The sequence below is a fragment of the Amycolatopsis sp. NPDC051061 genome (assembly GCF_040682935.1).
Classification (GTDB): domain Bacteria; phylum Actinomycetota; class Actinomycetes; order Mycobacteriales; family Pseudonocardiaceae; genus Amycolatopsis.
Genome location: NZ_JBFBBZ010000043.1, coordinates 57035 through 79330, shown reverse-complemented (window position 1 = coordinate 79330; position 22296 = coordinate 57035). Strand labels below are relative to the sequence as shown.

The window sequence follows — 22296 nt, the reverse complement described above, 5'->3', positions numbered from 1 at the left end:
GATCCGCTCATGCACCCGGTCCAGCTGATCCATCACCACATCGACCACCACCAGGATGATCTACCACACGCCACCCGACTGCCGTTGCAGTACTAGGGGAATCCCCTGACGGATTCCCCGGGACGGCGGTCCGGCGTCACGCTCGCTGTCCGATCGGACGACCTGGCTGATCCGGACGGTGACCCGGCCACCGGGCAGAGGGGTGAACGCCGGCGGCCGGTCGTGGGTGCGCGTGTGGGTCCACTGGTTCGGCCAGTACGTCTTGACGACGGCCCTGCCGGGCAACCGGTTCGCGCCGTCCGGCCAGCCGACGTCGTCGCTCACGAGCTCAAGAAAGGTCGTCGGCGTCTTGCTCGTTGTGGGCCGCGTAGGCCTTCAACAGCAGCTTCTCCGCGCTGGTCACGAGAGACTCAGGAGGCAGCCCTGGACCACCCGCACCCCCTGGCACGCCGGTCTCTCGGCAGTTCCGGCGTCACGCTCGCTACCCCCGCTCCTGGAGGAGCCCGGTCATGCGGTGCCACCACCACGACCCGTCTCGCACGGCCCAGGCACGAACACAACCCTCATCGCGACCTCCGCAATTCCACTGACCGCCGCCGGTAGACGTATCGAGTCCGGCGAACGGTCACCTGCCACAGACCTCGGTGGTTCCGCTCGGAGACTACTTGTCCTTGCGGGTAACTACCCTTTATTCGATACCGTGCCCTCCAGGGCGCCCGGCGATCGACCGGGCTGCAATGACAAAGGGGAACAGAAAATGGCTACGCGGATGTCGACGGCACGTTGGCAGGGTTCGATCGTGGAAGGTTCCGGCTCGATGGCGCTCGGCTCGGGGGCGTATGAAGGGTCGTTCAGCTTCTTGTCTCGATTCGAGGACGGTAAGGGAACGAATCCCGAGGAACTGATCGCGGCGGCGCACGCGGGTTGCTTCTCGATGGCTTTTACCCACATCCTGGAGGGTGCGGGGTATTCGCCCCGCTCGGTGGAGACGAGCGCGGCCGTGCGGCTTTCATCGGTCGAAGGTGGGTTCGAGATCTCCCGGATCGATTTGAAGACGCAAGCCGATATCCCTGGCATCGACGGGAACGACTTCGCGAAGCTCGCCGATGCGGCGAAGGCGGGCTGCGTGGTCTCGAAGGCGCTGGCTGCTGTGGAGATCACTCTGGAAGCGACGCTGGTCTGAATACTCAGTCGGCGTCTGCCCTGTTCGTGTACTCCACCGCGGTGTTCACCTAGGGTGGGACCACTGGTGCGGATCCAGATGATGACGAGTCGGCGAGATTGCGCAGTCGGTGCCCCGTAGGTCGCTTATCCGGTGTGGGCGGGGATTCATCTGATCCGGCGCCGGAGGGGTCCGCGATTGCGTCTGCGAACTTCTCCGGCGCCTGTTAAGAAATGCCCGCCTTCGACGGCGACGACCGTGACGTACGAGAGTTCATACGGTTTGGTGAGGCAACGATGACGCCCAGCCCGCACGGCTGGTGTCACCCTTTGGATGAAGCGTTCGCCGCAGGCGTCCGCCGGGTCGTCGCACTCAGTTCGCCCGCGATCATGGTGGAAACAAGACCGCGGCCTGGTCTGCCGATCTGGCGGGGACAGGGCTTGGGTGCGGTGACCCCCTTCCCCGCGAGGCCACGACTGCACCGGGGAAGGGGGTCAGCAAATCCCTGATTCGCTTCCGCGGGGTGAGGTCGGCCCGAGGAAGCGAAAGCCGTCTGGAATGAAACCTACGGACGCGTGGCGGTGGCGTCGTCCAATGTCGCGTAGATCCCGACTCCGCTAGGCAGTACCGAAGCTTGCACCGTGACAGAATGCTGACCGGGAGCCAGCTTGAACGACCTGGTGTACGCGAAAGCCGCGAATGCACCGCTCTTGATCGGCGATACAACGTCAGGCAACGCCGTTCCGTCAACCGAGGAGCTCAGCACTGACGAAGTCTCCGGGTAATTGACCTGGAATCGGATTACATAGCGTGCGGTGACTTTTACGTCTATGTTGTAAGTGTTTTCCGTGGTGCCGACGGGGCCGATGGCGACGTTGGGGACAGGGGCCGGATGATATGTGCCGACATTGCTGTCGGCGACGTGAGCTGTGGAGGCAAAAGCGGGAGAAACGCAGGCTGCAAGTGCCGCGGCAGCGACACTTGCCACGATCGGAGAGCGAAATCGCATTATTGGTACGCCTCTCTTGGTTTCAGTCGGTCGGCGAGCCATCAGGAGCTGGAGGATATCTCAATCGAATTCGTGCAAGTACGGTAAGGGCAACCGGGTTTTCGTGTCAACGGCACGCAGGGCGAGAATCTGCTGGTCGAGTCCTTGTCTGACTTAAAGGGCACAATATTCGAGCAGATCGGGCGCCACCCTGTGCGCCACAATGTTTACTCAGGTCTGCCCAGGTTCTGGTCGACACCTCACCTGTGAGGCTTCGGCCTCGCCTGGAAGGCTGTCATCGTGCCCAAGCCCCACCCCTGGGTTCCGTGCCGATATCGGCGCAGTGGCCCGTCGCGGCGAGACACCGTTGACGCAGGTCGCAAAGGATCTCGCGATCTCCGAGTCGTGTCCGGCCGACTGGCTGCGAGCCGCCGACATCGAGGGCCGCACCCGGCCCGGAGTGACCCGCGAGGAGTTCGCCGAGCTGCGAGAGCCGCGTAAACGCAACCGGCTGCCGAAACAGGAGAACGAGGTCCTGCACAGGGCCGCGGCGCACCCGATCCCGCTGCGCCATCGCCACGTCGACCACCACCAGGATGAGCTGCCACAACACCACCAGCTGCCGTTGCCGGCCTAGGTGTAGGCCTTCGAAACGGTCCACCCGTCGACGGTCCACAGTGGACTTGACGTGTCCGCTTCGCCGCGCAGGACGGTGCCGTCGGCGCAGGCGAACCGGGTGCCGGGGGCCGAGTCGTCGGCGACGGCCGCGCACTGCAGGCCGTTGTCCAGGGTGAGCAGGAACGCGTCGGCGGTACCGCCGGGCCGCGGCGGGGCCGGCAGGGCGCCGGTGTAGGTCAGCAGGACGGCCTTCGTCGCCGAAGCCGGGCAGACGACCCGCGTTCCCGGCGCGGCGAAGCACGGGTCGTACGTGGTAGCGCCGGACGTGCAGCGGTAGGCGTCGTGGCGGCCGGACACCGCGGACACCGAGCCGCAGGCGCCGGTCGCCCGGGACGTCGTGGCGCCGGTGCGCGGCCGGTATTCGGTGGTCTGCGTGAACCGCTGCGCGCGGCTGGTGGTGATGGCGGCTTCGAAGACGGGGTTCGCCGTCGTGAGACTGCTCGTCACCGGCCCGACGCCGGGGGCGAGGAACCGGCGCACGACGTCGCCGCCGTCCAGGTGACAGGGTCCGAGCGCCGCCCACACGGTGGCCGGCTGGTCCGCGGTGTACTGCGCGGCGCAGGTCAGGGTGCCGGGGGACGGCTCGGGGGCGCCGGTCAGCCCGAACAGCGAGGCGAGGTGGTGCGCCGCCGCGGCGAGGGTCGTGCCGATCTCCGGTCCGGGCTCGGCTTGGCCCTTGAGCGTCGCCGGCAGGCTGGCGAGCGGGACGTCGTAGGTGACGCCGGAGCCGGGCCACAGCAGGTCGCGTTGACGTGGGCGGCCGAACAGCTGCACGGCGGACGTGCTCGCGGCGGCGGTCCGGGCGGTGGGTTCGGGCCAGCCGGCCGGCAGGGCGAGCCGGTAGGGCACCCGGGTGTGCGAGGTGAGGGTGACGCTCGCGCGGCCGTTGCCGGCGGTCAGACAGGTGGAGACGGGCGCGGCCGGGCCGGGCCCGCCGAGCCCGATGGTGAGGCCGCCGGAGCTGGCCGAGCGCCCGGCGCAGTCCGGCCGCGGCGCCGGGTCCGGCACGACCACGCGACCGAGCGCGGCGAAGTCGAGGAGGCCGCCCCAGAACGCGCCGCCGCGGGTCAGTTCCGCGACGATGCTGCGGGTCGAAGCGTCGTAAGCCGCCGGGACGAGCTTGGTTCCGGTGATGACGACGGGCGCGAACCCGGGCGGCGGCGCGTCCGGGACGGAGATCCGCACCCGCGCTCGCCGACCGCCGTTCAAGTCCAGCTCGGCACCACCGCCGACCCGGCGCGTCAGGGGCACCGCGAACCCGGGTTCCGGCGCCGGCCGCACGGAAACGCTCGTGCCGGCGGAGGCGTCGACCTCAATCCCGGTTGCGGTGACCGTCCCACCCGGCCCGGTCGCGAAGTGGTGCTGCACGAGGACTCCGGCCCCGCCCAGCAGCAGGACGAGCACGGCAGCCGTCAGCGCGAGCCGGGCGGGCCGGTCGTTCGTGGGCATCGGAGCCTCCAGAGCACTTACTCCCGCTAGTCAGCGGACCGGCCATGGTCGTTAGCCGTCGTGGCCCAACCGTGACGGCCGGGCTTAGGCTGGCGCGGTGGCCGAGCTGGCTCAGGTGAACGTCGCGATCCCTCGCGCCCCGCTGGACGATCCCGCCATGGCCGGCTTCGCGAACGCCTTCGAAGCCGTCGCGCGGCTTGCCGAAGCCGCTCCTGGCTTCGTCTGGCGGCTGGGCTCCGGCGGGCACGCCGTCCTCGCCACCTCCGCCGGCGTCGAGGTCGTCGTCAACGTCTCCGTCTGGCGCGACTACCGCAGCCTCCACGAGTTCGTCTACCGCAGCGTCCACGGGAGGTTCCTCCTGCGCCGCCGGGACTGGTTCGCGCCCACGCCGCAGCCGTCCACCGCCCTGTGGTGGGTGGCCGACGGCCGGCGCCCCACCGTCGACCAGGCGCTCGCGCGGCTGGGGTTCCTCCGGGACCACGGACCCTCACCGCAAGCCTTCTCGCTGCTCCGCCGGTTCACCGTGGACGGACGCCGCAGCCGGTAATCGGTCGCCGGCCACCCGCCGGTCTGGCACCATCGGAGCGGTGAACCCGGTCGAGATCGCCTGCGACGAGTCGGGTTCCGAGGGCGAAAACCTCGTCGGGGGCGAAACCGACGTCTTCGCCCACGCCGGGGTCCGGCTGACCCCCGAGGCCGCGCGGGCCTGCGTCCAAGAGATCCGCGCGCGCATCGGCTCGCCCGCCGAGGAGTACAAGGCCAACCACCTGCTGCGCGGCAAGCACCGGCCGGTCCTCGAGTGGCTGCTCGACCCGGCCGGCCCGCTCGCCGGCCGCGGGCACGTCCACTTGACCGACAAGACCTTCTTCGCCGTGCGGGCCGCGGTCACGCTGCTGGCCGAGCACGGCACCGAAGCCATGGCGCGCACCCTCCACCGGGCCGGGCCCGCCGCCTTCGGCGCCGACCGCTGGGCCTACTTCCTCGCCGCGTTCACCAGCGTCCTGCGCCTGAGGCCCCGGCGCGGCGTGACGACGTCGCCCGAGGAGTTCTTCGCCTTGGCCGGCGAGCTCGCGGGCGACGGCGAAGCCGGTGAGATCATGGGCCGGCTGGAAGAAGGCGCCGACCGCGTGGCCGCCTACCGCGCCCGGCTGGCGAGCGATCCCGGCCTCGTCCCGGTGCTGGATCCGCTGGTGCCCGCCGTGGTCCACACCGTCCGGCACTTCAGCGCGGACGGCACCCCGGTCGCCCTCGTCCACGACGAGCAGCTCGCCCTGACCGCCGAACGTGTGCTGCAGCTGAAGGTCACGCTCGGGCACCGGCTGGCCGGCGTCCGGTTCGTCGACTCCCGGTCCGACGCGCGCGTGCAGGTCGCCGACTTCCTCGCCGGCGTCGCCCGCCGGATCGCCTCCGACGCGCTGAACGGACACGGCGACCCCGTGCTGACCGGCCTGCTGGAGTCCTTTGTGGACGCCGAGTCCGTCTGGAACGCGCTCAGCAGCTGACGACCTGCGCCGGCGACGACGTGTTGTCGAGCTGCTTGACGTACGCGCTCCCGCCGCGCCGCGCGCACGCGGACGCCTTCGAAGCGAACGGCCCGTCGAACACCGCGTAGACGTCGGCGCCGTTCACCTGCTGCCGCAGCGAGCCGCAGCCGGTGGTCGGCGAGTGCAGGTACCGCGCGCCGGGATGGGCGGCGAGGAACTGCTGGACGTCGGCGCGATAGCGGGCCGGGGCGATGGCGGAGCCGAGCACGACGACGTACGAGCCGTCGCACGCCGGCGTGGTCATCGCGGTCGCCAGGCCGAGGTCGGCGCTGCTCGCGACGCTGGTGGCGACGGACGTCCGGTCGCTCACCTGCGTGGTCGTGACCGGCGGAGCGGTCACCGGGGGCGCGGTGGCGGAGGACGTCGCGGCCGGGGTCGGCTGGGCCTGCGACGACGGCTTCAGGATCGTGAACCACCCGACGACGCCGATCAGCGCCAGCAGCGCCACGCCGGCCACCAGCCACGGTGCCTTCGACGGCCACCGGCGCACCTCGGTGGCGGCCGGCGCCGGGCTGGTGGCCTGCCGGGTCGGGGGAGCGGTGGCGCGGACCGGGCTCGTCCCGCCGAGCGCGGCGCGGGCGGCGTCCGCCAGCTCGGCGACTCCGCCGAAGCGCTCCGCGGGGTTCTTCGCCATGCCCCGCGCGATCACGGCGTCGAACGCCGCGGGCAGCCCGGGCCGCAGCGTGCTCGGACGCGGCGGCGGCTGGTGCAGGTGCGCGCCGATCAGCGACGCGGTGGTCGACGCCGTGAACGGCTTGCTGCCGGTCAGGCACTGGTGCAGCACGCAGGCGAGCGAATAGACGTCGACCCGGTGATCGGTCGGCGCGTCCGTGAAGCGCTCGGGCGCCATGTAGTCGAGCGTCCCGACGGCGCCGCCGGTGGCGGTGAGCTCGGTGCCGGGGCCGGCCGCGCGGGCGATGCCGAAGTCCACGAGGTAGGCGAACCCGGTCGCGCCGACCAGCACGTTCGACGGCTTGACGTCCCGGTGCACGAGGCCTTCGGCGTGCGCGGCGGCCAGGGCCTGGGCGACCTGGCCGACGACGTCGACCGCCTCGGCCGGCGCGAGGGCCCCGCCCGCGGCCAGCCGGGTGCCGAGGTTGTCGCCGTCGACCAGCCGCATGTCGAGGTACAGGCGCCCGTCGATCTCGCCGTAGGCGTGGATCGGGATCACGTGCGGCTCGCGCAGCCGCGCCACCGCGTGGGCCTCGCGCCGGAACCGCTCCTGGAAGTCGTGGTCGGCCGCGAAGTCCGGCGCGAGCAGCTTCAACGCGACGACGCGGTCGTGGCGCGTGTCGTAAGCGCGGTGGACTTCGCCCATGCCGCCGCGGGCGATCAACGACTCGATCCGGTACGGCCCGAACTGCCCGCTCACGCTCTTCCCTTCCAGGGTTCCGCAAAGTCGTCGCGGCTCGGTGCCGGCGGTCCGGCAGGACGTGCCACCGTACCCGCCGACGCCGCCGGAAGACCGCCGAGCCCGACCCGGCCACCGGCTTTGCCTGGCCCACGCTCTTCCCTCCCGCAGACACCGGGAAGTCTGCCCTATCCGGCGTGGCGTTACAGGGTTCGAGAAGCACTTCCCCGGCCCACGTACCCTGGGCTGGTGCGGACCCGCCCCACCCTGACCTGGACGTCCCCGGACGCGCCGCTGCCCCGGACCTCGAGCCTCGACGAGCTCACCGACGTCGTCGCGCGGCGCGGGGTCGCCGTGCTCAGCGGTGCCGGGCTGTCCACCGAGTCCGGGATCCCCGACTACCGCGGCGAAACCGGCAGCCTGCGCCGGCACACGCCGATGACCTACGACGAGTTCGTGACCAGCGCCGAGGGCCGGCAGCGGTACTGGGCGCGCAGCCACCTCGGCTGGCGCACCATCGCCCGTGCCGACCCCAACGACGGCCACCGCGCGGTCGCCGCCCTGCACGAGGGCGGGTACCTCGGCGGCGTCATCACGCAGAACGTCGACGGCCTGCACCAGGCGGCCGGCACCGCGGACGCCGTCGAGCTGCACGGCAGCCTGGACCGCGTGATCTGCCTGGACTGCCGCCGCACCGGCCCGCGCGCCGAGCTGGACCGGCGGCTGCGGGCCGCCAACCCGGACTTCGAGGGCGCGGCCACCCGGATCAACCCGGACGGCGACGTCGAGCTGCCCGGAGACGTCGTCCGCCGGTTCACGCCGGTGCCCTGCGCGGAGTGCGCCGGAGTGCTCAAGCCGGACGTCGTGTTCTTCGGCGAGAACGTGCCGCGGCCGCGCGTCGAGCAGTGCTATCGGCTGGTCGACGAGGCCGGCGCGCTGCTGGTGCTGGGGTCCTCCCTGACGGTGATGTCCGGCCTGCGCTTCGTCCGCCACGCGGCGGCCGCGGGCAAGCCGGTGGTGATCGTCAACCGCGGTGAGACCCGCGGCGACCGCTACGCCTCGGTGCGCGTCGACCGGCCGCTGGGCCGGGCGCTGACCGAGCTGGCCGCGCGGCTGGGCTGCGACCTCAGCGAGGGTCGCGGCCGAAGCGCGTGAGCAGCCGGTCCTGGCGGGACGCGCCGGGCGCACCGGGCGGCGGCTCGGCGAACACCCGCGGGTTCAGCGCCAGCCCGGCGAAGATGTCGTCGTAGCTCTCGTCGATCCACGCCACGAGACCCGGATCCAGCGTCTCGTCGGCGCCGAGCGCGCGGGCGAGGTCCCAGGTGTGCACGGTGCTGTCGGTGGTGCGGACGGCCAGCGCGCGCCGCCCGGTCAGCTTGCCCAGCGGGTAGTCGACGACCCGGTCCAGCGCACCCTCTTCGGCGAAGGCCGCCGCGCAGTCCCGGACCGATTCGGTGAACGCCGTCACCGGGTCGTCGCCGAGCGCGTCGGCGTCGCGCTGCGCCAGGAACTCGTCGCGGGTGGCACCGCGCAGCAGCCCGATGTAGTTGAGGTTGCCGCGGGTCATGTGGTTCACGAGCGCCCGCACGTCCCATGCGGAGCACGGGGTCGGCGCGCCCCAGCCGTCGGGCGGCACCGCGCGGACGTGGTGTTCGAAACCCTTGCCGGCGAGCAGGTAGCGGTCGAGGAGCATGCGTCCACTCTGGCCCGGCTCGCGGCGGCGACGCTCGCGGGAATCGGACGTGGTGGGCGAGCCGGCCCGGACAGGTCGGGGGGAAACGCGCCCGGACCGGCTCTGCGACGGACCTCCACAGCCGGTCGTTGCCCCACAAGACGCGGCGGGCGCCCCGGGCGTTACACCGGCTGCAACCCGTGCCACGACCAGCGCGGCATCGCGAGCCCGCCGGGCACGTCGTCGGCCGGGCCCGGGTAGGTGAGGACCTCGGCCACCGCCCACTCCATGTAGGACCGCAGCGCGGCGCGGAATTCCGGATCGGCGGGCAGGCCGGCGTCGTCCGCGGCGCGCACGAAGCACTCGACGAACCGGCGGCCGAGGTCGCTCATGTCGCCGTTGCCGGCGTGCATCCGCAGCATCGCCGAGTGGTCGCTGCACTCCTGCGAAAACCGTGGCGGCCCGCCCATGACCTCGGCCCAGTACCGGGCCAGCCGGTCGACGTGCTGCGGGTGCTGCCCCGGGTGTGAGAACGGGTGGTTCAGCTCGGGGTCGGCCAGGCAGCGCTCGTGGTGGGCGGCGGCCAGCGCGCGGAACGCGGGGTCGCCGCCGGCGAAGTCGTACAGGGTCGGACGCACCCGCCGAGCCTGGCACGCGCCGCCGCCGAACGCCAGGACGTCAGCGCGCCGCCGCGGCCGCGCGCTCGGCTTCGGGGGTGAAGCCGCCGAACGCGTCGACCGCCCGCCGGACGTCCTCGGTCACGAGGTCGTGGTTGAGCGCGCCGCCGGCGGCCGCGCCCTGGGCGGCGGCGATGATCACGGTCGCCCGCGCGTCGACGACGTTCCCGGCCGCCCACACGCCCGGCACGTTCGTCTTGCCCATCGGGTCGGTCTCTTGGTAGCCGAGCGCGCGCATCAGCTCGTCGTGCGCGACGGTCTGCGTCCGGACGAACAGTGCCGCCCGCGGGACGAACCGCGCGCCGAGCTCGAGCCCGGTGAGGTGGCCGTCTTCGCGTCGCAGGGCGGTGACGGTCCCGTCGACGACGCGGATGCCCCGCGCGTCGAGCCGCTCACGGTCCTCTTCGGACGGAGGCGCGGTGTGCGCGAAGTACACGACGTCGGGCGACCACTGGCGCACCAGCAGCGCGTGCTCGACGCTCGCGGGCTCGGTGCCGAGCACGCCGAGCGGCTGGTCGCGGACCTCGTAGCCGTGGCAGTACGGGCAGGTCACCGCGTCGGTGCCCCAGCTTTCGCGCAGGCCCGGGATGACCGGCAGGTCGTCGTGGACGCCGGTCGCGACCAGGACGCGCCGGGCGGTCAGCTCCCGGCCGCTCGCGAGCCGCGCGGTGAAGCCGGGTTCGAGCCCGCTCACCTGGTCTTCGACGATCTCGACGCCATAGCCCGCGAGCTCCTCGCGGCCGATCTTGAGCAGTTCGGACGGCGGCAGGCCGTCGCGGGAGAGGAAGCCGTGCATGTGTTCGGCGGGAGCGTTGCGGGGGGAGCCGCCGTCGACGACCACGACGCGCCGCCGCGCGCGGCCGAGCATCAGGGCGGCATTCAGGCCCGCGGCGCCGCCACCCACCACCAGGACGTCATAGCTGTTTCCGGTCATGCCGCCACCATGAACCCGGCTTCGCGGTTCCGACAACAAATGTTGCCGTTTTCGGGACAAGGGCGTTTCCTGGGAGCATGACGGACGCCATCACCCACGCCCTGGCCGAGGTCGGCCCCCGGCTCAAGCGGGTCCGCACGCAGCGGCGGGTCACGCTGGCCGACCTTTCGGCGGCGACGGGCATCTCGAAGAGCACGCTGTCCCGGCTGGAGTCCGGCCAGCGCAAGCCGAGCCTCGAGCTGCTGCTGCCGATCGCGCAGGCCCACCAGGTGCCCCTCGACGAGCTGGTGGGCGCGCCCGAGGTCGGCGACCCCCGCGTCCGGTTGACGGCGCGCCGCTTCCCGCGCGCGAACGGGGCGACGATGACGGTCCTGCCGCTGACCCGCCAGCCGGGCGCGCCCCAGGCGTTCAAGATGATCCTCGAACCGGAGACGGGCGAGCCGGACCCGCAGGTCCACGAGGGCTACGAGTGGCTGTACGTCCTGTCGGGCCGGCTGCGGCTGATCCTGGCCGACCGCGACCTGACGCTGGGCCCGGGCGAGGCGGCGGAGTTCGACACGAGGTTGCCCCACTGGTTCGGCGCGGTCGGGCGGCCCGCGGAGATCCTCAGCCTGTTCGGGAAGCAGGGGGAGCGGCTCCACCTGCGGGCGAAGTCCCGGTAGGGCTCGGCGGGCGGTCGCGGGCGCCGCTGAAGATCCGGTGCAGCCTCGCGGTCGCCAGTGCGTCCAACACCCAGCCGAGGCCGAACGCGGTGATCACGTACCAGGCGGGTGACCGGCCGATCCACAGGAAGATCCCGGCGACCAAGGCCCCGGCGAGGGCCAGCGCGGCGACTCCCACGAAGGCGAGCCGGGTCGGGTGCACGGCGTTCCAGCCGGTCGAGGTGAACCACCGCCCGGGAGCCGTTTCGCGGTCCAGCTCGCGGTCCCGCCAGGCTTCCCACTGGAGGTTCCCGGACAACCGCGCGCTCAAGGAGTCCCGGACGTACCGGTGGATCAGCTTGAGGTGGAAGTCGTGCAGGAGGTAGCGGTTGCCCAGCACGTACGAGGTGAGCGGAACCACGAGGAGCAGCGCGGAGTCGGCGGCGGACGCGATCGCCAGGCTGATGATCGCGCCGGCCGAGGCGATCTGCAGGGCGAAGACGTTCCATTGGATCGTCGAGCGGCGTTCGGTCTCGCTGCGGAGCGCCGCGTACTCGGCGAGGAGGATCGCGGTGGAGCTGTCCGGACGGTCGTCCACCGGCTCATCTTCGCGTGCCGCGGACGGGCAAGCTACCTCCTGCGCCGAGTTCCCCCCGCTCCCGTGACCCTCAGAAGCCGATCGCTTCCCGCAGCAGCAGGACCGTGGCGCGTCCCGGCCGGGGCTCCGCGTTGAGGACCAGCAACCGGTTGACGGCGCTGGGCCACCCGTGGACCTCCCGCGTCCGCACGCTCTCCAGCGGGAGGCAGTGCTCTTCGACGCGGCGCAACGCGGTCTCCAGGTCGGGCACCACCTTCTGCGCTCCGACGACCCAGATCGCGCGACCGGCACCGCCGGAGTAGGCGGGCAGCTGGCTTCCGCTCCCCGACGCGGCCACGAGCGAGCCGGTTTCGGTGACGGCGGCGACACTTCCCACCACGACGTCGGGGCTCGCGAGCAGCCGCCGGATCTCGTCGGCGCCGGTCGCCCGGTCCAGCGCCAGGACCAGCGGCTTGACGGCGTGGTACCGCTCGCCGCCGTTGATGTCCGCGTCGATGCCCGAAAGACGCAGGGTTTCGCTGGCCCCGGTGAACACGCTGGCGCCGGCCGGGATCAACGAGGCGACGCGGGTCCGCGCGGCCGCGGCGTCGTCGAGGATCTCCGCGGCGAACCCGTGGGCGGTCAGCGCGGCGGCCGCCCGTTCCAGGCGTTCGGCGGGCGCCGGGTCGGCGAAAGGGGTGACCGGCAGCTGGGTGGTCATGGCGGCTCCTGGTGTGGTCGGATCGGTTTCCCGGGTACGACCACGCAGCCACCCGGAATGTGAGGCCTGACATCCGGGGCCGCTGTCTTGTCGTAAGAGGGTGACGAACATGGACGCGCTCATGAGCGAGCGGCGCCGGCTGCTCAACCTCGCGTACCGGCTCCTGGGCTCCCTCGCCGAAGCCGAGGACGCCGTCCAGGAGGCCTACACCCGCTGGTTCGCGCTGTCCCGGCCGCGGCGGGACGCCATCGAGTCCCCGGGCGCCTGGCTGACGACGGTCACCGGCCGCATCTGCCTCAACGTGCTGGGATCGGCGCGGGCCCGGCGCGAGACCTACGTGGGCGAATGGATCCCCGAGCCGGTGCCGGAGCACCCGGCGGACGACCCGGCCGACCGGGTCACCCTGGACGAGTCGGTCAGCATGGCCTTCCTCGTCGTGCTCGAGTCGATGACCCCGGCCGAGCGCGTCGCGTTCGTCCTGCACGACGTCTTCTGCCACTCCTTCGCGGAGGTCGCCGAGATTGTCGGACGGACGCCGGCCGCGTGCCGCCAGCTGGCTTCCTCGGCCCGGCGCCGGATCCGCGCGTCGCACGACCCCGTGACTCCGGTGGCCCGGCAGGCGGGGATCGTCCGCGAGTTCAAGCGGGCGTGGGAGGCGAAGGACATCGACGCGCTGATCGGCCTGCTCGACCCCGGCGCCACGGCGATCGCCGACGGCGGCGGCCTCGCCCTCGCCTTCCCGCACCCCATCGAGGGTGGCGAGCGGATCGCGCACGCCTGGATCGAGCTGGCCGGGCGGAAGCCCGCCACCATGACGTTCGTCGAGCGCACGGTCAACGGACGGCCCGGCCTGGTCGCCCGGCAGGACGGCGTCGTCGTGACGGTCTTCGCGTTCGAGGTCGCGGACGACCGGATCCGGCACATCTGGGTCGTCCGCAACCCCGAGAAACTGCGGCGCTGGACGGACTAGGGGAGTTCCGGCGGCAGCCCGAAGCCCGCGTACATCGCCGGGTCGAGGAAGCCGGTGATCTCCGCGCGTTCCCACGCCGCGACGAAGTCCGCCTGCTGGCTTTGCGATGGCGCGTGCCTCTCGCGGGCCCGTCGCAACGCGCTGTTCACCGAAGCATGCTCAGCCCAGCTCGCGCTGCATCAGCAGGGTGTCGAGCCACCGGCCGTGCTTGAACCCGACGCGCCGCAGCACGCCGGCGTCGGTGAACCCGGCCGCGCGGTGCAGGTTCCGCGACGCGGGGCTGCCCGAGTCGACGACGACGGCGATCGCCTGTCGGGCCCCGGCCTCGCCGCAGCGCTTCAGCAGCTCGTCCAGCAGGCGGCGGCCGAGACCGCGTCCGGTGGCTTCGGACGCGAGGTAGATCGTCGTCTCCACCGAGTGCCGGTACGCGGGTTTCGGCCGCCACGGCGCGGCCAGCGCATAGCCCAGGACAGCGTCCGCCTCCGTCAGCACGAGAAAGGGCAGCTGGTTGTCCCGGACCTTCGCGCGCCACTGGTCCGTGGTCGGCGGCGTGGTCTCGAAGGTGACGACCGAGCCGGTGACGTAAGGCGCGAAGACGGCCGCGATGCCTTCGGCGTGGCTCACCGTCGCTTCCTCTATAGTGGACACGACCGTTATTATAGAGGAATGATCGATCCCGCGAGCCTCGGCCGCCGCCTGCACGCGCTGCGGTCCGACCGCGGGCTGGCGTTGAGCGCCCTGGCCAAGGAAGCCGGGGTGAGCGTCAGCATGCTGTCGGCCATCGAGCGCGGCGAAAAGACGCCGACGGTGGTGGTGCTGTCCCGCATCGCCGACGGCCTCGGGGTGTCGTTGTCGCGCCTGCTGGCCGACCTGGAGACCGACGGGGTGATCGTCCGCCGCGCGGCCGAGCAGGACCACGTCGCCGAGCCGGGTGGCTGGCACCGCACGGTGGTGACGCCGGTCGTCCCCGGCGTCAACTTCGAATGGATCCGCACGACCTTGCCGCCGCACTGCGACGCGGGCACGTTTCCCGCGTACGCGCCGGGTTCGCACGAGTTCGTCGCGGTGGAGTCAGGGGTGCTGTGGCTGGGCGTCGGCTCGGCGGAGCACGTGCTGGCGGCGGGTGATTCCGTCTACTTTCCCGCCGACGTAACGCATTCGTACGCGAACCGGGGTGATGAGGCCTGTGAGTACCACGTCGCCGCGCTCGTGATGCGCCCGCGCTCTCCTCGGCCGTGAGAAACCGGGGTGACGCGGTTCGCGAAGGGCTGCTTGACTCATCCGATCACTTGCTCCTAGCCTGAGTTCGCGCATTCCCGATCCGCCGTCGGAAACACCGCGCGGTGTTTCCGTCATGGCGAGGAAAGGGAGCTTTCGTGGGCGAAGCGTTGAGCCGCCGTCGTGCGGTCACCTGGGGAGCGGCGGCGGGCGCCGCACTGCCATTCATCGGATCTCCGGCCCTCGCGGCCGAGGACAGCACGCCGGGCCGGTTCTTCGACATCACGAAGTTCGGTGCGAAGGGCGACGGGCGCACGATCGACACCGCCGCCATCAACCGCGCGATCGACGCGGCCGCGACCCGCGGCGGGACCGTCTACTTCCCGGCCGGGACGTACGCGAGCTATTCGATCCACCTCAAGAGCAACGTGGCGCTGTACCTGGCGGCGAACGCGACGATCCTCGCGGCCGCCCCCGCGGGCGGCAACGGCTACGACCCGGCCGAGCCGGGCGCGGGCAACCCGTACCAGGACTTCGGGCACAGCCACTGGCACAACAGCCTGATCTGGGGCGAAAACCTGGAGAACGTCACCATCGAGGGGCCGGGCAAGATCGACGGCAAGGGGCTGGTCGCCGGCGGCAGCGCGGAGTCCGCGCCGCTCAACGGCAACAAGGCGATCGCGCTCAAGCTGTGCCGCAACGTCGCGATCCGCGACATCACGATCGTCAACGGCGGGCACTTCGGCATCCTGCCCACCGGCGTCGACAACTTCCGCATCGACGGCCTGGTGATCGACACCAACCGCGACGGCATCAACATCGACTGCTGCAAGAACGTCCGGATCGCCACCACGACGGTGAACTCGCCGAACGACGACGCGATCGTGCTGAAGAGCTCGTACGCGCTGAACCGGGTGCGGGACACGGAAAACGTGACCATCGACAACTGCTTCGTCAGCGGCTACGACCTCGGCACGCTGGTGGACGGCACGTTCAAGACGGCGTCGTACGGGCGCACCGGGCGGATCAAGTGCGGTACGGAAGCGAACGGCGGGTTCCGCAACATCGCGATCTCGAACGTGGTCTTCGAGTACTGCCGCGGCCTGGCGCTGGAGACGGTCGACGGCGGGTGGCTGGAGGACGTGACGATCAGCAACCTGACGATGCGCAAGGTCCAGATGCCGCTGTTCCTGCGACTGGGCGCACGCATGCGCGGTCCGGCGGGCCTCCCGGTCGGGTTCCTGCGCCGGGTGAGCATCAGCGACGTGACGACGTTCGACGCCGACCCGCGGTACCCGTCGTGCTTCGCGGGGATCCCGGGCCACCCGATCGAGGACGTGAAGCTGAGCAACATCCGCCACCACCTGGCGGGCGGCCTCACCCCGGGCGACGCGGTCCAGAACCCTCCGGAGCTGGAGACGGCGTACCCGGAGCCGTCGATGTTCGGCACGTTGCCGGCGTACGGGTTCTTCATCCGCCACGCGCGGGGCATCAGCATGGACAATGTGGACGTCCGGGCCGGGGTTCCCGACACGCGCCCGGCGTTCGTGGTGCGGGACGTCGCGGACCTCGATGTGCACCATTGCCGCGCCGAGGCGGGAAAGCCGACCTTCGTCCTGGACGACGTGGACGACTTCCGGGTGAGCGACGGGCGTCCGGTGGCCGAGGCCCGGGTGGAGCACGCGGACCACCAAGAGCTGTAGGACCGGCCGGCCGGGCCCCGGCGCCGCCGCGGGACCCGGCCGGCTTCCCTCACCGTCCCCGCAAGCCGGGCCGGGTCAGCCCGATCCCCGCGCACACCATCAACGCCACCGCCGCCACCGCGAGGATCACCTCCAGCACCGGTACCCGGGCCGCCGTCGTGGTCAACGTGACGATGCTCGACACCAGCAACAGCACCCCCGCGATCATGCTGAGCCAGCACAGCGGGGCGGTCCTCGGGATGACGTGCCAACGGTTCCGCTCGGCCATCGCGCCTCCTCGGTCGGTTCGTGCTCCAGAGCTGCCCCGAACGGGTGTCGATCAAACCGTAGCCGCCGAAGCCGGGGGCGCCGACGTTCCGCTGACCGGAACGCCAGGCTGTCCCGGTCGAGAGCCGCGGTGCGACCGTCGTAGGCATGGCTCCCGTGATGGCGGCGATCGTCGGCCCCGGCAACATCGGCACCGACCTGCTGGCGAAGCTGCGACGCAGTGAAGTTCTCGAAGTCGGCTACGTGGTCGGCGTGATCGAGTCCGACGGGCTCGAGCGCGCCCGCGCGCAGGGGATTTCGGCGTCCGCCGAGGGCGTCGACTGGCTGCTGCGCCAGGACCCCCTGCCTGAGCTGGTGTTCGAGGCGACGTCGGCCAAAGCGCACGCGGCCAACGCCCCGCGGTACGAAGAAGCCGGCATCCAGGCGATCGACCTGACCCCGGCGCACCTCGGCCCGATGGTGTGCCCGCCGGTGAACCTCGGCACGCACCTCGACGCCCCGAACGTCTCGATGATCACCTGCGGCGGTCAGGCCACGATCCCCATGGTGCACGCGGTTTCCCGGGTGACGCCGGTGCCGTACGCGGAGATCGTCGCGTCGGTGGCCTCGCGCGGCGCGGGGCCGGGCACCCGGGCGAACATCGACGAGTTCACGCGCACGACGTCGCAGGCGGTCGCCGAGATCGGGGGCGCCGGGCGCGGCAAGGCGATCATCATCCTGAACCCGGTCGAGCCGCCGATGATCATGCGGGACACCGTGTTCTGCGCGATCGGGCTCGACGCCGACCGCGACGCGATCACCGCGTCCATCCACGAAATGGCCGACGAAGTCCGCCAGTACGTTCCCGGGTATTCCCTGCGCGCGGATCCGCAGTTCGACGACGCGCGCGAGGAGTGGGACGGCAACGCGCGGGTCGGGATCTTCCTCGAGGTCCGCGGCAACGGCGACTACCTGCCGGAGTACGCCGGGAACCTCGACATCATGACCGCCGCGGCCGCCCGCGTCGGCGAACTGATGGCCCGCGCGAAGCAGGAGGTGTCCGCATGAGTGAGCTTGCGAACGAATCAATGGACACTGGTCGCCCGGAGCTGCGCCACGACGTCCGGATCGTCGACACGACGCTGCGTGACGGCAGCCACGCGATGGCCCACCGCTTCACCGAGCAGCAGGTGCGCGACACCGTGCGCGCGCTGGATCGCGCCGGCGTCGAGGTGATCGAGGTGACCCACGGCGACGGCCTCGGCGGCTCGTCGTTCACCTACGGCTTCTCCGCCGTCGACGAGCTCAAGCTGATCGCCGCGGCCCGCGAAGAGGCGAAGCAGGCCAAGATCGCCGTGCTGCTCGTGCCGGGCATCGGCACCGCGGAGGACCTCCAGCGCGCGTTCGACGCGGGCGCGGAGATGGTCCGGGTGGCGACGCACTGCACCGAGGCCGACGTCTCGCCGCAGCACTTCGGGCTGGCGCGCGAACTCGGCATGGAAACGGCCGGGTTCCTCATGATGGCGCACCGGACGCCGCCGGAGGACCTCGCGAAGCAGGCACGGATCATGGTCGACGCGGGCTGCCAGGCGGCGTACGTGACGGACTCGGCCGGCGCGCTGCTGATGCACGAAGCCCGCGAACGGTTCGAAGCGCTGGTCGCCGAGGTCGGCGACACCGCCTGGGTCGGCTACCACGGCCACCAGAACCTCTCGCTCGGCGTCGCGAACTCCGTCCTGGCCTACGAAGCCGGGGTCCGCTACATCGACGGGTCGCTCTGCGCCCTCGGCGCGGGCGCCGGCAACTCGCCGACCGAGGTGCTCGCGGCGGTGTTCGACCGCCTGGGCATCGACACCGGCCTCGACGTCGGCGCCCTGCTCGACGGCGCGGAGGAGGTCGTCCGGCCGTACCTGAACCGCTGGCCGAAGATGGACCGCAACGCGATCGTGCAGGGCTGGGCCGGGGTGTACTCGAGCTTCCTGCTGCACGCGGAGCGCGCGGCGGAGCGCTACGGCGTCCCGGCGCAGGCGATCCTCCGCCGGTGCGGGGAGCTCGCGCTGGTCGGCGGCCAGGAAGACATGATCATCGACGTCGCGATGACACTGGCGGCAGAAGGCTAGCCCGCGAACCGGTCCAGCGCCGCGAGCTTCCACTCCCGCTTGACATCGCTGGCCCGGTGCCCGGCGTGGTCATCGACCAGCAGCTGGGCACCCGGCCACGCCTCGGCCAGCTCCCACGCGGTCGTCACCGGGCAGCTGAGGTCGAGCCGCCCGTGGATCAGCACCCCCGGGATGCCGGCGAGGCGTCCGGCGTCGCGGATCACGGCGCCTTCTTCCAGCCAGCCCGCGTTCGCGTAGTAGTGCGTCGTGAGGCGGACGAACGCGAGCGTGGCGGCGTCGACCGGTTCGTTGCGGACCGGGGGAGCGCCGGGCTCGAGGGACAGCACGACGTTCTCCCACCGCCACCACGCGGCGGCCGCCCGGTCGCGGACCGCCGGATCGGGGTCGGCCATCAGCCGCGCGTACGCGGCGACGTCGTCGTCGGCGCCCAAGCTGAACCGCGCCCATTCCTCGGGGAAGAAGCGGCGCACGCCGCGGTAGAGCCAGTCGATTTCCGACCGGCGCGTGGTGCTGATCGCGCTGACCACGAGTTCCGTCACCCGTTCGGGGAAACGTTCGGCGTACACCAGCGCCAGGGTCGTGCCCCACGAACCGCCGGTCACCAGCCAGCGGTCGATGCCGAGGTGGTCGCGCAGCTTCTCCAGATCGGCCACGAGGTGGTCGGTGGTGTTGTGCCGCAGGTCGGCCGCGGGATCGCTCGCGTGCGGCACGCTCCGGCCGCAGCCGCGCTGGTCGAGCAGCACCACCCGGTAGCGGGCCGGGTCGAACACCCGCCGCATGCCCGGCGCGCTGCCCTGACCCGGCCCGCCGTGCAGCACGACCGCGGGTTTGCCGCCGGGGTTCCCGCTGGTCTCCCAGAAGATCCGGTGCCCGTCGCCGACGTCGAGCAGGCCTTGGTCGTAAGGCTCGGTCATCGGGTACATCTCGGGCATCGCGCGTGTCCACCTTCGGTCAATGTCCGGAACAGACCGGTCCGGCCGCGCCGGAAGCCCGCCAGACTTGGTTACGGCCGGTGATCATGCCGGACGTAGCCACATCTTCCGAGGGGATTTCGATGAAACGCAGGATCTTCGCTGCGGCCGTGGCCTGCGCGGCCACGTTCGCGGGGCTGCTCGGCGCCGCCGGAGCGGCGCAGGCGGCGACGTCGGTGACGTTCACCCCGCGCACGGTGACCTCACCGCACGACCACCAGTACGTCGCGGCACTGGGCTCGGTGCAGCTGACCATGACGGCGGGCCAGACCGCGTACGTCTACTCGACGCTGCGGGCGAACAACGCGTCGAACACGACGTTGATCGACAACGAGGTCCGCTGCTCGAGCACGAGCGGCTGGACGAAAAACGAGGTGCTCGGCCAGAACGTCCTGATCGCGACCGCCGACGCCCCGGCGTCGCGGCGGGACATCGGCGTCACGACCCGGTTCCTCGTGCACCCCGGCGCGGCGGGCACGGTCACGTGCACGACGTACCTGCGCAGCGCGAACCTCGGGCTGGGCAACTCGACCGTGCGGCTGGCGAGCGGCGAGCTGAAGTTCGCCGACACCAGCGTCGCGAACACGACGGCGGGCACGCCGCCGCAGGCCGACGACGGCGATACGCCGACCGGCCGCGTCATCGCGGTGAACTCGTCGGCGCCGACGGTTCGCGAACCGGGGACCGAGGTCTTCGAGACGGCGCCGGTGACCGGGCTCAGCGTGTTCGGCGACCAGGAACTCATGGCCTGCTACCCGGAACCGGTGAACTACGACTGCCCGGTGAACAGCATGACGGCGCGGGTGACGCTGTTCGTCAACCAGTGGAAGGCCGACGGCACGCTGTGCAAGACGGACTCGTCCGCGAGCGTGACGGCGGTCGTCCGCCGCGACGTCCACCACATGGTGGTCCCGCTGAACACGCACTTCGCGGCGGCGACGGGCAACGGCTGCGTGCCGAAGTTCAACTTCTACGTGAAGACGGACTGGCTGAGCGGCTCGACGGGCGCGGTGCAGATGGCGGCCAGCGGCCTGCCGGACGCGGCGGGCTCGACCTCGACGCACAACGACGCGATGAGCCACGCCTTCGCGGTCGCTTATTGATCCGAGACGGGCGCGCCGGGCTTCCCGGCGCGCCCCTTCCGGGGTCAGGCGGGTTCGCCGAACCAGCGGTGCAGCGCGGCTTCCAGGCCGGTCGTCGCGCCGTCCTCGCGGGCCCAGGCGATGTGGCCGTCCGGCCGGATCAGCACGCCGGTGAGGGTCGGCTCGCTGTCGCACTTGGCGGTCAGCGTGGTGACGCGGCCGGCCCAGCCCTTCGCCGTCGCGCGCAGGCCGGCGTTGTCGGCGAGGTCGAGCAGGAGCGCCCGCCCGTCCTGGAGGTGCTCGCCGAGGCGGGTGCCGTCGGCGAACGCGAAGTCGGGCGCGCCGCGGCCGGTGAGGTCGTGCTCGCCCTCGATCGGGTACCGGTGCAGGACACCGGAAAGCTTCTTGGCCAGGTATGTCGCGCCGTCGTCGGTGAGCAGCAGGTCAGTGACGACCTGGCGCAGCGCCTTGGTCCGGACGTCGCTGCGCATCAGCGCGACCTGCGCCCGCGTCCACTCGAGGACCCACTCGCCGATCGGGTGGCGTTCGGTCGTGTAGGTGTCGAGCAGGCCGTCGGGTGCCCAGCCGTGGATGGTCGCGGCGAGCTTCCAGCCGAGGTTGACGGCGTCGCCGATGCCGAGGTTGAGCCCCTGCCCGCCGAAGGGGGAGTGGACGTGCGCGGCGTCGCCGGCGAGGAGCACGCGGCCCTGGCGGTAGGTGGTGGCCTGCCGCGCGTTGTCGGTGAAGCGCGTCGCGCTGTGGACCTTGGTCACCCTGACGTCGGCGCAGGAGACCCGCCGGAAGCTGTCTTCGAGCTCCTGCGCGGTGACGGGGGAGTCCCGGTCCTCGGGCGGCCCGTCGAACTCGACGGTGAGGATCCGGCCGGGCATCGGCCCGTGGACGTAGAGCCCGCCGTTGCCGTGCTGCCAGCCGCCGGGCAGCGCGTCGGTGCCGGTGACCTCGGCGAGCGCCTGCCGCCCGGTGACGGCGGGATCGGTCCCGGGGAACGCGAACCCGGCGTGCTTGCGGACGAAGCTGCGGCCACCGTCGGCCCCGACGAGCCAGCTCGTGCGGACCTCTTCGTCCCCGATCCGCACGGTCACGCCGTCGTCATCGGCGTCGAACCCGGTCACCTCGACGCCCCGCCGGACCTCGACGCCCAGCTCGGCGGCGCGTTCGGCGAGGATGGCCTCGACGGCCTGCTGCTGGATCACGACGACGTTCGCCGCGGGCCCGACGTCACGGAAGGCCGGATCGCCGAAGTCGACGCCGTGGGAGGCGACCATGATCCCGGCGAAGTGCCCAACGGGGATCGCGGGTTTCGGCCCGCCCCCGCCCCGGGACTTCAGGAATTCTTGGATCTTGGCGAAGTTCTGCTGCACGACGGCGTCCACCGCGGGCAGCAGGCCACGGCGGTAGAAGGCCTCGGCGGTCGTGAGGTTGACCGACCCTGCCTTGATCGTCGGATCCGGCTCGGCGAGCCGTTCGACGACGAGCACGTTCACGTTCTCGAGCCGGAGTTCGCAGGCCAGCATCAACCCGACCGGTCCGCCCCCGGAGATCACCACATCCCAGTTCATGCCACCGATGAT

General features: G+C 71.7%; 25 protein-coding genes. 12 read left to right on the top strand and 13 right to left on the bottom strand.

The window, feature by feature from the left end:
• Positions 1 to 60: 60 nt before the first annotated feature.
• Entirely contained in the window at positions 61 to 324 is a 264-nt protein-coding gene (locus tag AB0N03_RS40215) for a hypothetical protein (RefSeq protein WP_364383821.1), read from the bottom strand.
• Between the two features lie 433 nt (positions 325 to 757).
• Here AB0N03_RS40215 and AB0N03_RS40210 point away from each other — a divergent pair, with 433 nt between their 5' ends.
• On the top strand, positions 758 to 1183 hold the full coding sequence (locus AB0N03_RS40210) for an OsmC family protein (protein WP_364383818.1): 426 nt from the start codon (positions 758 to 760) through the stop codon (positions 1181 to 1183).
• A gap of 1334 nt (positions 1184 to 2517) precedes the next feature.
• Positions 2518 to 2787 (top strand): hypothetical protein, encoded by a 270-nt coding sequence (locus AB0N03_RS40205; protein ID WP_364383815.1) that lies wholly within the window; start codon positions 2518 to 2520, stop codon positions 2785 to 2787.
• Here the strand turns inward: AB0N03_RS40205 and AB0N03_RS40200 are convergent.
• Positions 2784 to 4277 (bottom strand): hypothetical protein, encoded by a 1494-nt coding sequence (locus AB0N03_RS40200; RefSeq protein WP_364383812.1) that lies wholly within the window; start codon positions 4275 to 4277, stop codon positions 2784 to 2786. The two genes, AB0N03_RS40205 and AB0N03_RS40200, sit on opposite strands and share 4 nt — an antisense overlap.
• A gap of 97 nt (positions 4278 to 4374) precedes the next feature.
• Between AB0N03_RS40200 and AB0N03_RS40195 the strand changes: the two genes are divergently transcribed.
• Positions 4375 to 4824 carry a DUF3291 domain-containing protein gene (locus tag AB0N03_RS40195; RefSeq protein ID WP_364383809.1) on the top strand — a complete coding sequence of 150 codons (450 nt, stop codon included), beginning with the start codon at positions 4375 to 4377 and terminating at the stop codon, positions 4822 to 4824.
• Positions 4825 to 4864: 40 nt separating this feature from the next.
• Positions 4865 to 5779, top strand: a complete 915-nt coding sequence (locus AB0N03_RS40190; protein ID WP_364383806.1) for a DUF3800 domain-containing protein — start codon at positions 4865 to 4867, stop codon at positions 5777 to 5779.
• Here the strand turns inward: AB0N03_RS40190 and AB0N03_RS40185 are convergent.
• Complete coding sequence (locus tag AB0N03_RS40185) at positions 5769 to 7193, bottom strand: protein kinase (RefSeq protein ID WP_364383803.1); 1425 nt, start codon at positions 7191 to 7193, stop codon at positions 5769 to 5771. The two genes, AB0N03_RS40190 and AB0N03_RS40185, sit on opposite strands and share 11 nt — an antisense overlap.
• Positions 7194 to 7421: 228 nt before the next feature.
• Here AB0N03_RS40185 and AB0N03_RS40180 point away from each other — a divergent pair, with 228 nt between their 5' ends.
• Positions 7422 to 8327, top strand: a complete 906-nt coding sequence (locus tag AB0N03_RS40180; protein WP_364383800.1) for an NAD-dependent protein deacetylase — start codon at positions 7422 to 7424, stop codon at positions 8325 to 8327.
• On the opposite strand, the gene AB0N03_RS40175 is transcribed toward AB0N03_RS40180, so the two are convergent.
• The 3 genes from AB0N03_RS40175 to AB0N03_RS40165 all read right to left on the bottom strand — a co-directional run bounded on the left by AB0N03_RS40175 (position 8299) and on the right by AB0N03_RS40165 (position 10455).
• Positions 8299 to 8865, bottom strand: a complete 567-nt coding sequence (locus AB0N03_RS40175; RefSeq protein WP_364383797.1) for a TIGR03086 family metal-binding protein — start codon at positions 8863 to 8865, stop codon at positions 8299 to 8301. The two genes, AB0N03_RS40180 and AB0N03_RS40175, sit on opposite strands and share 29 nt — an antisense overlap.
• A 161-nt stretch (positions 8866 to 9026) precedes the next feature.
• A complete protein-coding gene (locus tag AB0N03_RS40170; RefSeq protein ID WP_364383795.1) occupies positions 9027 to 9482 on the bottom strand; it encodes a group II truncated hemoglobin in 456 nt (151 codons plus the stop codon).
• A gap of 40 nt (positions 9483 to 9522) precedes the next feature.
• Positions 9523 to 10455 carry an NAD(P)/FAD-dependent oxidoreductase gene (locus AB0N03_RS40165; protein WP_364383792.1) on the bottom strand — a complete coding sequence of 311 codons (933 nt, stop codon included), beginning with the start codon at positions 10453 to 10455 and terminating at the stop codon, positions 9523 to 9525.
• 77 nt (positions 10456 to 10532) lie between these two features.
• Here AB0N03_RS40165 and AB0N03_RS40160 point away from each other — a divergent pair, with 77 nt between their 5' ends.
• Entirely contained in the window at positions 10533 to 11117 is a 585-nt protein-coding gene (locus AB0N03_RS40160) for an XRE family transcriptional regulator (RefSeq protein ID WP_364383789.1), read from the top strand.
• Here the strand turns inward: AB0N03_RS40160 and AB0N03_RS40155 are convergent.
• Both AB0N03_RS40155 and AB0N03_RS40150 read right to left on the bottom strand, forming a co-directional pair.
• Positions 11062 to 11694: a hypothetical protein gene (locus AB0N03_RS40155; protein WP_364383787.1), complete on the bottom strand. Its 633-nt coding sequence runs from the start codon at positions 11692 to 11694 to the stop codon at positions 11062 to 11064. The genes AB0N03_RS40160 and AB0N03_RS40155 overlap by 56 nt on opposite strands.
• A gap of 70 nt (positions 11695 to 11764) precedes the next feature.
• On the bottom strand, positions 11765 to 12394 hold the full coding sequence (locus AB0N03_RS40150) for an LUD domain-containing protein (protein ID WP_364383785.1): 630 nt from the start codon (positions 12392 to 12394) through the stop codon (positions 11765 to 11767).
• 109 nt (positions 12395 to 12503) lie between these two features.
• Here AB0N03_RS40150 and sigJ point away from each other — a divergent pair, with 109 nt between their 5' ends.
• On the top strand, positions 12504 to 13364 hold the full coding sequence (sigJ, locus tag AB0N03_RS40145; RefSeq protein WP_364383782.1) for an RNA polymerase sigma factor SigJ: 861 nt from the start codon (positions 12504 to 12506) through the stop codon (positions 13362 to 13364).
• Here the strand turns inward: sigJ and AB0N03_RS40140 are convergent.
• Together AB0N03_RS40140 and AB0N03_RS40135 are read right to left on the bottom strand one after the other, a co-directional pair.
• On the bottom strand, positions 13361 to 13513 hold the full coding sequence (locus AB0N03_RS40140) for a hypothetical protein (RefSeq protein WP_364383780.1): 153 nt from the start codon (positions 13511 to 13513) through the stop codon (positions 13361 to 13363). The two genes, sigJ and AB0N03_RS40140, sit on opposite strands and share 4 nt — an antisense overlap.
• A gap of 10 nt (positions 13514 to 13523) precedes the next feature.
• Entirely contained in the window at positions 13524 to 14012 is a 489-nt protein-coding gene (locus AB0N03_RS40135; protein WP_364383777.1) for an N-acetyltransferase family protein, read from the bottom strand.
• Between the two features lie 18 nt (positions 14013 to 14030).
• Here AB0N03_RS40135 and AB0N03_RS40130 point away from each other — a divergent pair, with 18 nt between their 5' ends.
• Positions 14031 to 14603, top strand: a complete 573-nt coding sequence (locus tag AB0N03_RS40130) for an XRE family transcriptional regulator (protein ID WP_364383774.1) — start codon at positions 14031 to 14033, stop codon at positions 14601 to 14603.
• A 197-nt stretch (positions 14604 to 14800) separates the two neighbouring features.
• Entirely contained in the window at positions 14801 to 16285 is a 1485-nt protein-coding gene (locus AB0N03_RS40125) for a glycoside hydrolase family 28 protein (RefSeq protein WP_364383824.1), read from the top strand.
• A gap of 49 nt (positions 16286 to 16334) precedes the next feature.
• On the opposite strand, the gene AB0N03_RS40120 is transcribed toward AB0N03_RS40125, so the two are convergent.
• Entirely contained in the window at positions 16335 to 16553 is a 219-nt protein-coding gene (locus AB0N03_RS40120) for a hypothetical protein (RefSeq protein ID WP_364383771.1), read from the bottom strand.
• Between the two features lie 146 nt (positions 16554 to 16699).
• On the opposite strand from AB0N03_RS40120, the gene AB0N03_RS40115 reads away from it, so the two are divergent.
• On the top strand, positions 16700 to 17599 hold the full coding sequence (locus tag AB0N03_RS40115; protein ID WP_364383768.1) for an acetaldehyde dehydrogenase (acetylating): 900 nt from the start codon (positions 16700 to 16702) through the stop codon (positions 17597 to 17599).
• Positions 17596 to 18651, top strand: a complete 1056-nt coding sequence (gene dmpG / locus AB0N03_RS40110; protein WP_364383765.1) for a 4-hydroxy-2-oxovalerate aldolase — start codon at positions 17596 to 17598, stop codon at positions 18649 to 18651. The genes AB0N03_RS40115 and dmpG overlap by 4 nt, the downstream gene beginning before the upstream one ends.
• Here the strand turns inward: dmpG and pip are convergent.
• Positions 18648 to 19583: a prolyl aminopeptidase gene (gene pip / locus AB0N03_RS40105; protein ID WP_364383762.1), complete on the bottom strand. Its 936-nt coding sequence runs from the start codon at positions 19581 to 19583 to the stop codon at positions 18648 to 18650. The two genes, dmpG and pip, sit on opposite strands and share 4 nt — an antisense overlap.
• Before the next feature lie 122 nt (positions 19584 to 19705).
• Here pip and AB0N03_RS40100 point away from each other — a divergent pair, with 122 nt between their 5' ends.
• Positions 19706 to 20725: a hypothetical protein gene (locus AB0N03_RS40100; RefSeq protein WP_364383759.1), complete on the top strand. Its 1020-nt coding sequence runs from the start codon at positions 19706 to 19708 to the stop codon at positions 20723 to 20725.
• Between the two features lie 44 nt (positions 20726 to 20769).
• Here AB0N03_RS40100 and AB0N03_RS40095 read toward each other — a convergent pair whose 3' ends face one another.
• Positions 20770 to 22284 carry an FAD-dependent monooxygenase gene (locus AB0N03_RS40095; protein WP_364383756.1) on the bottom strand — a complete coding sequence of 505 codons (1515 nt, stop codon included), beginning with the start codon at positions 22282 to 22284 and terminating at the stop codon, positions 20770 to 20772.
• Positions 22285 to 22296 lie beyond the last annotated feature (12 nt).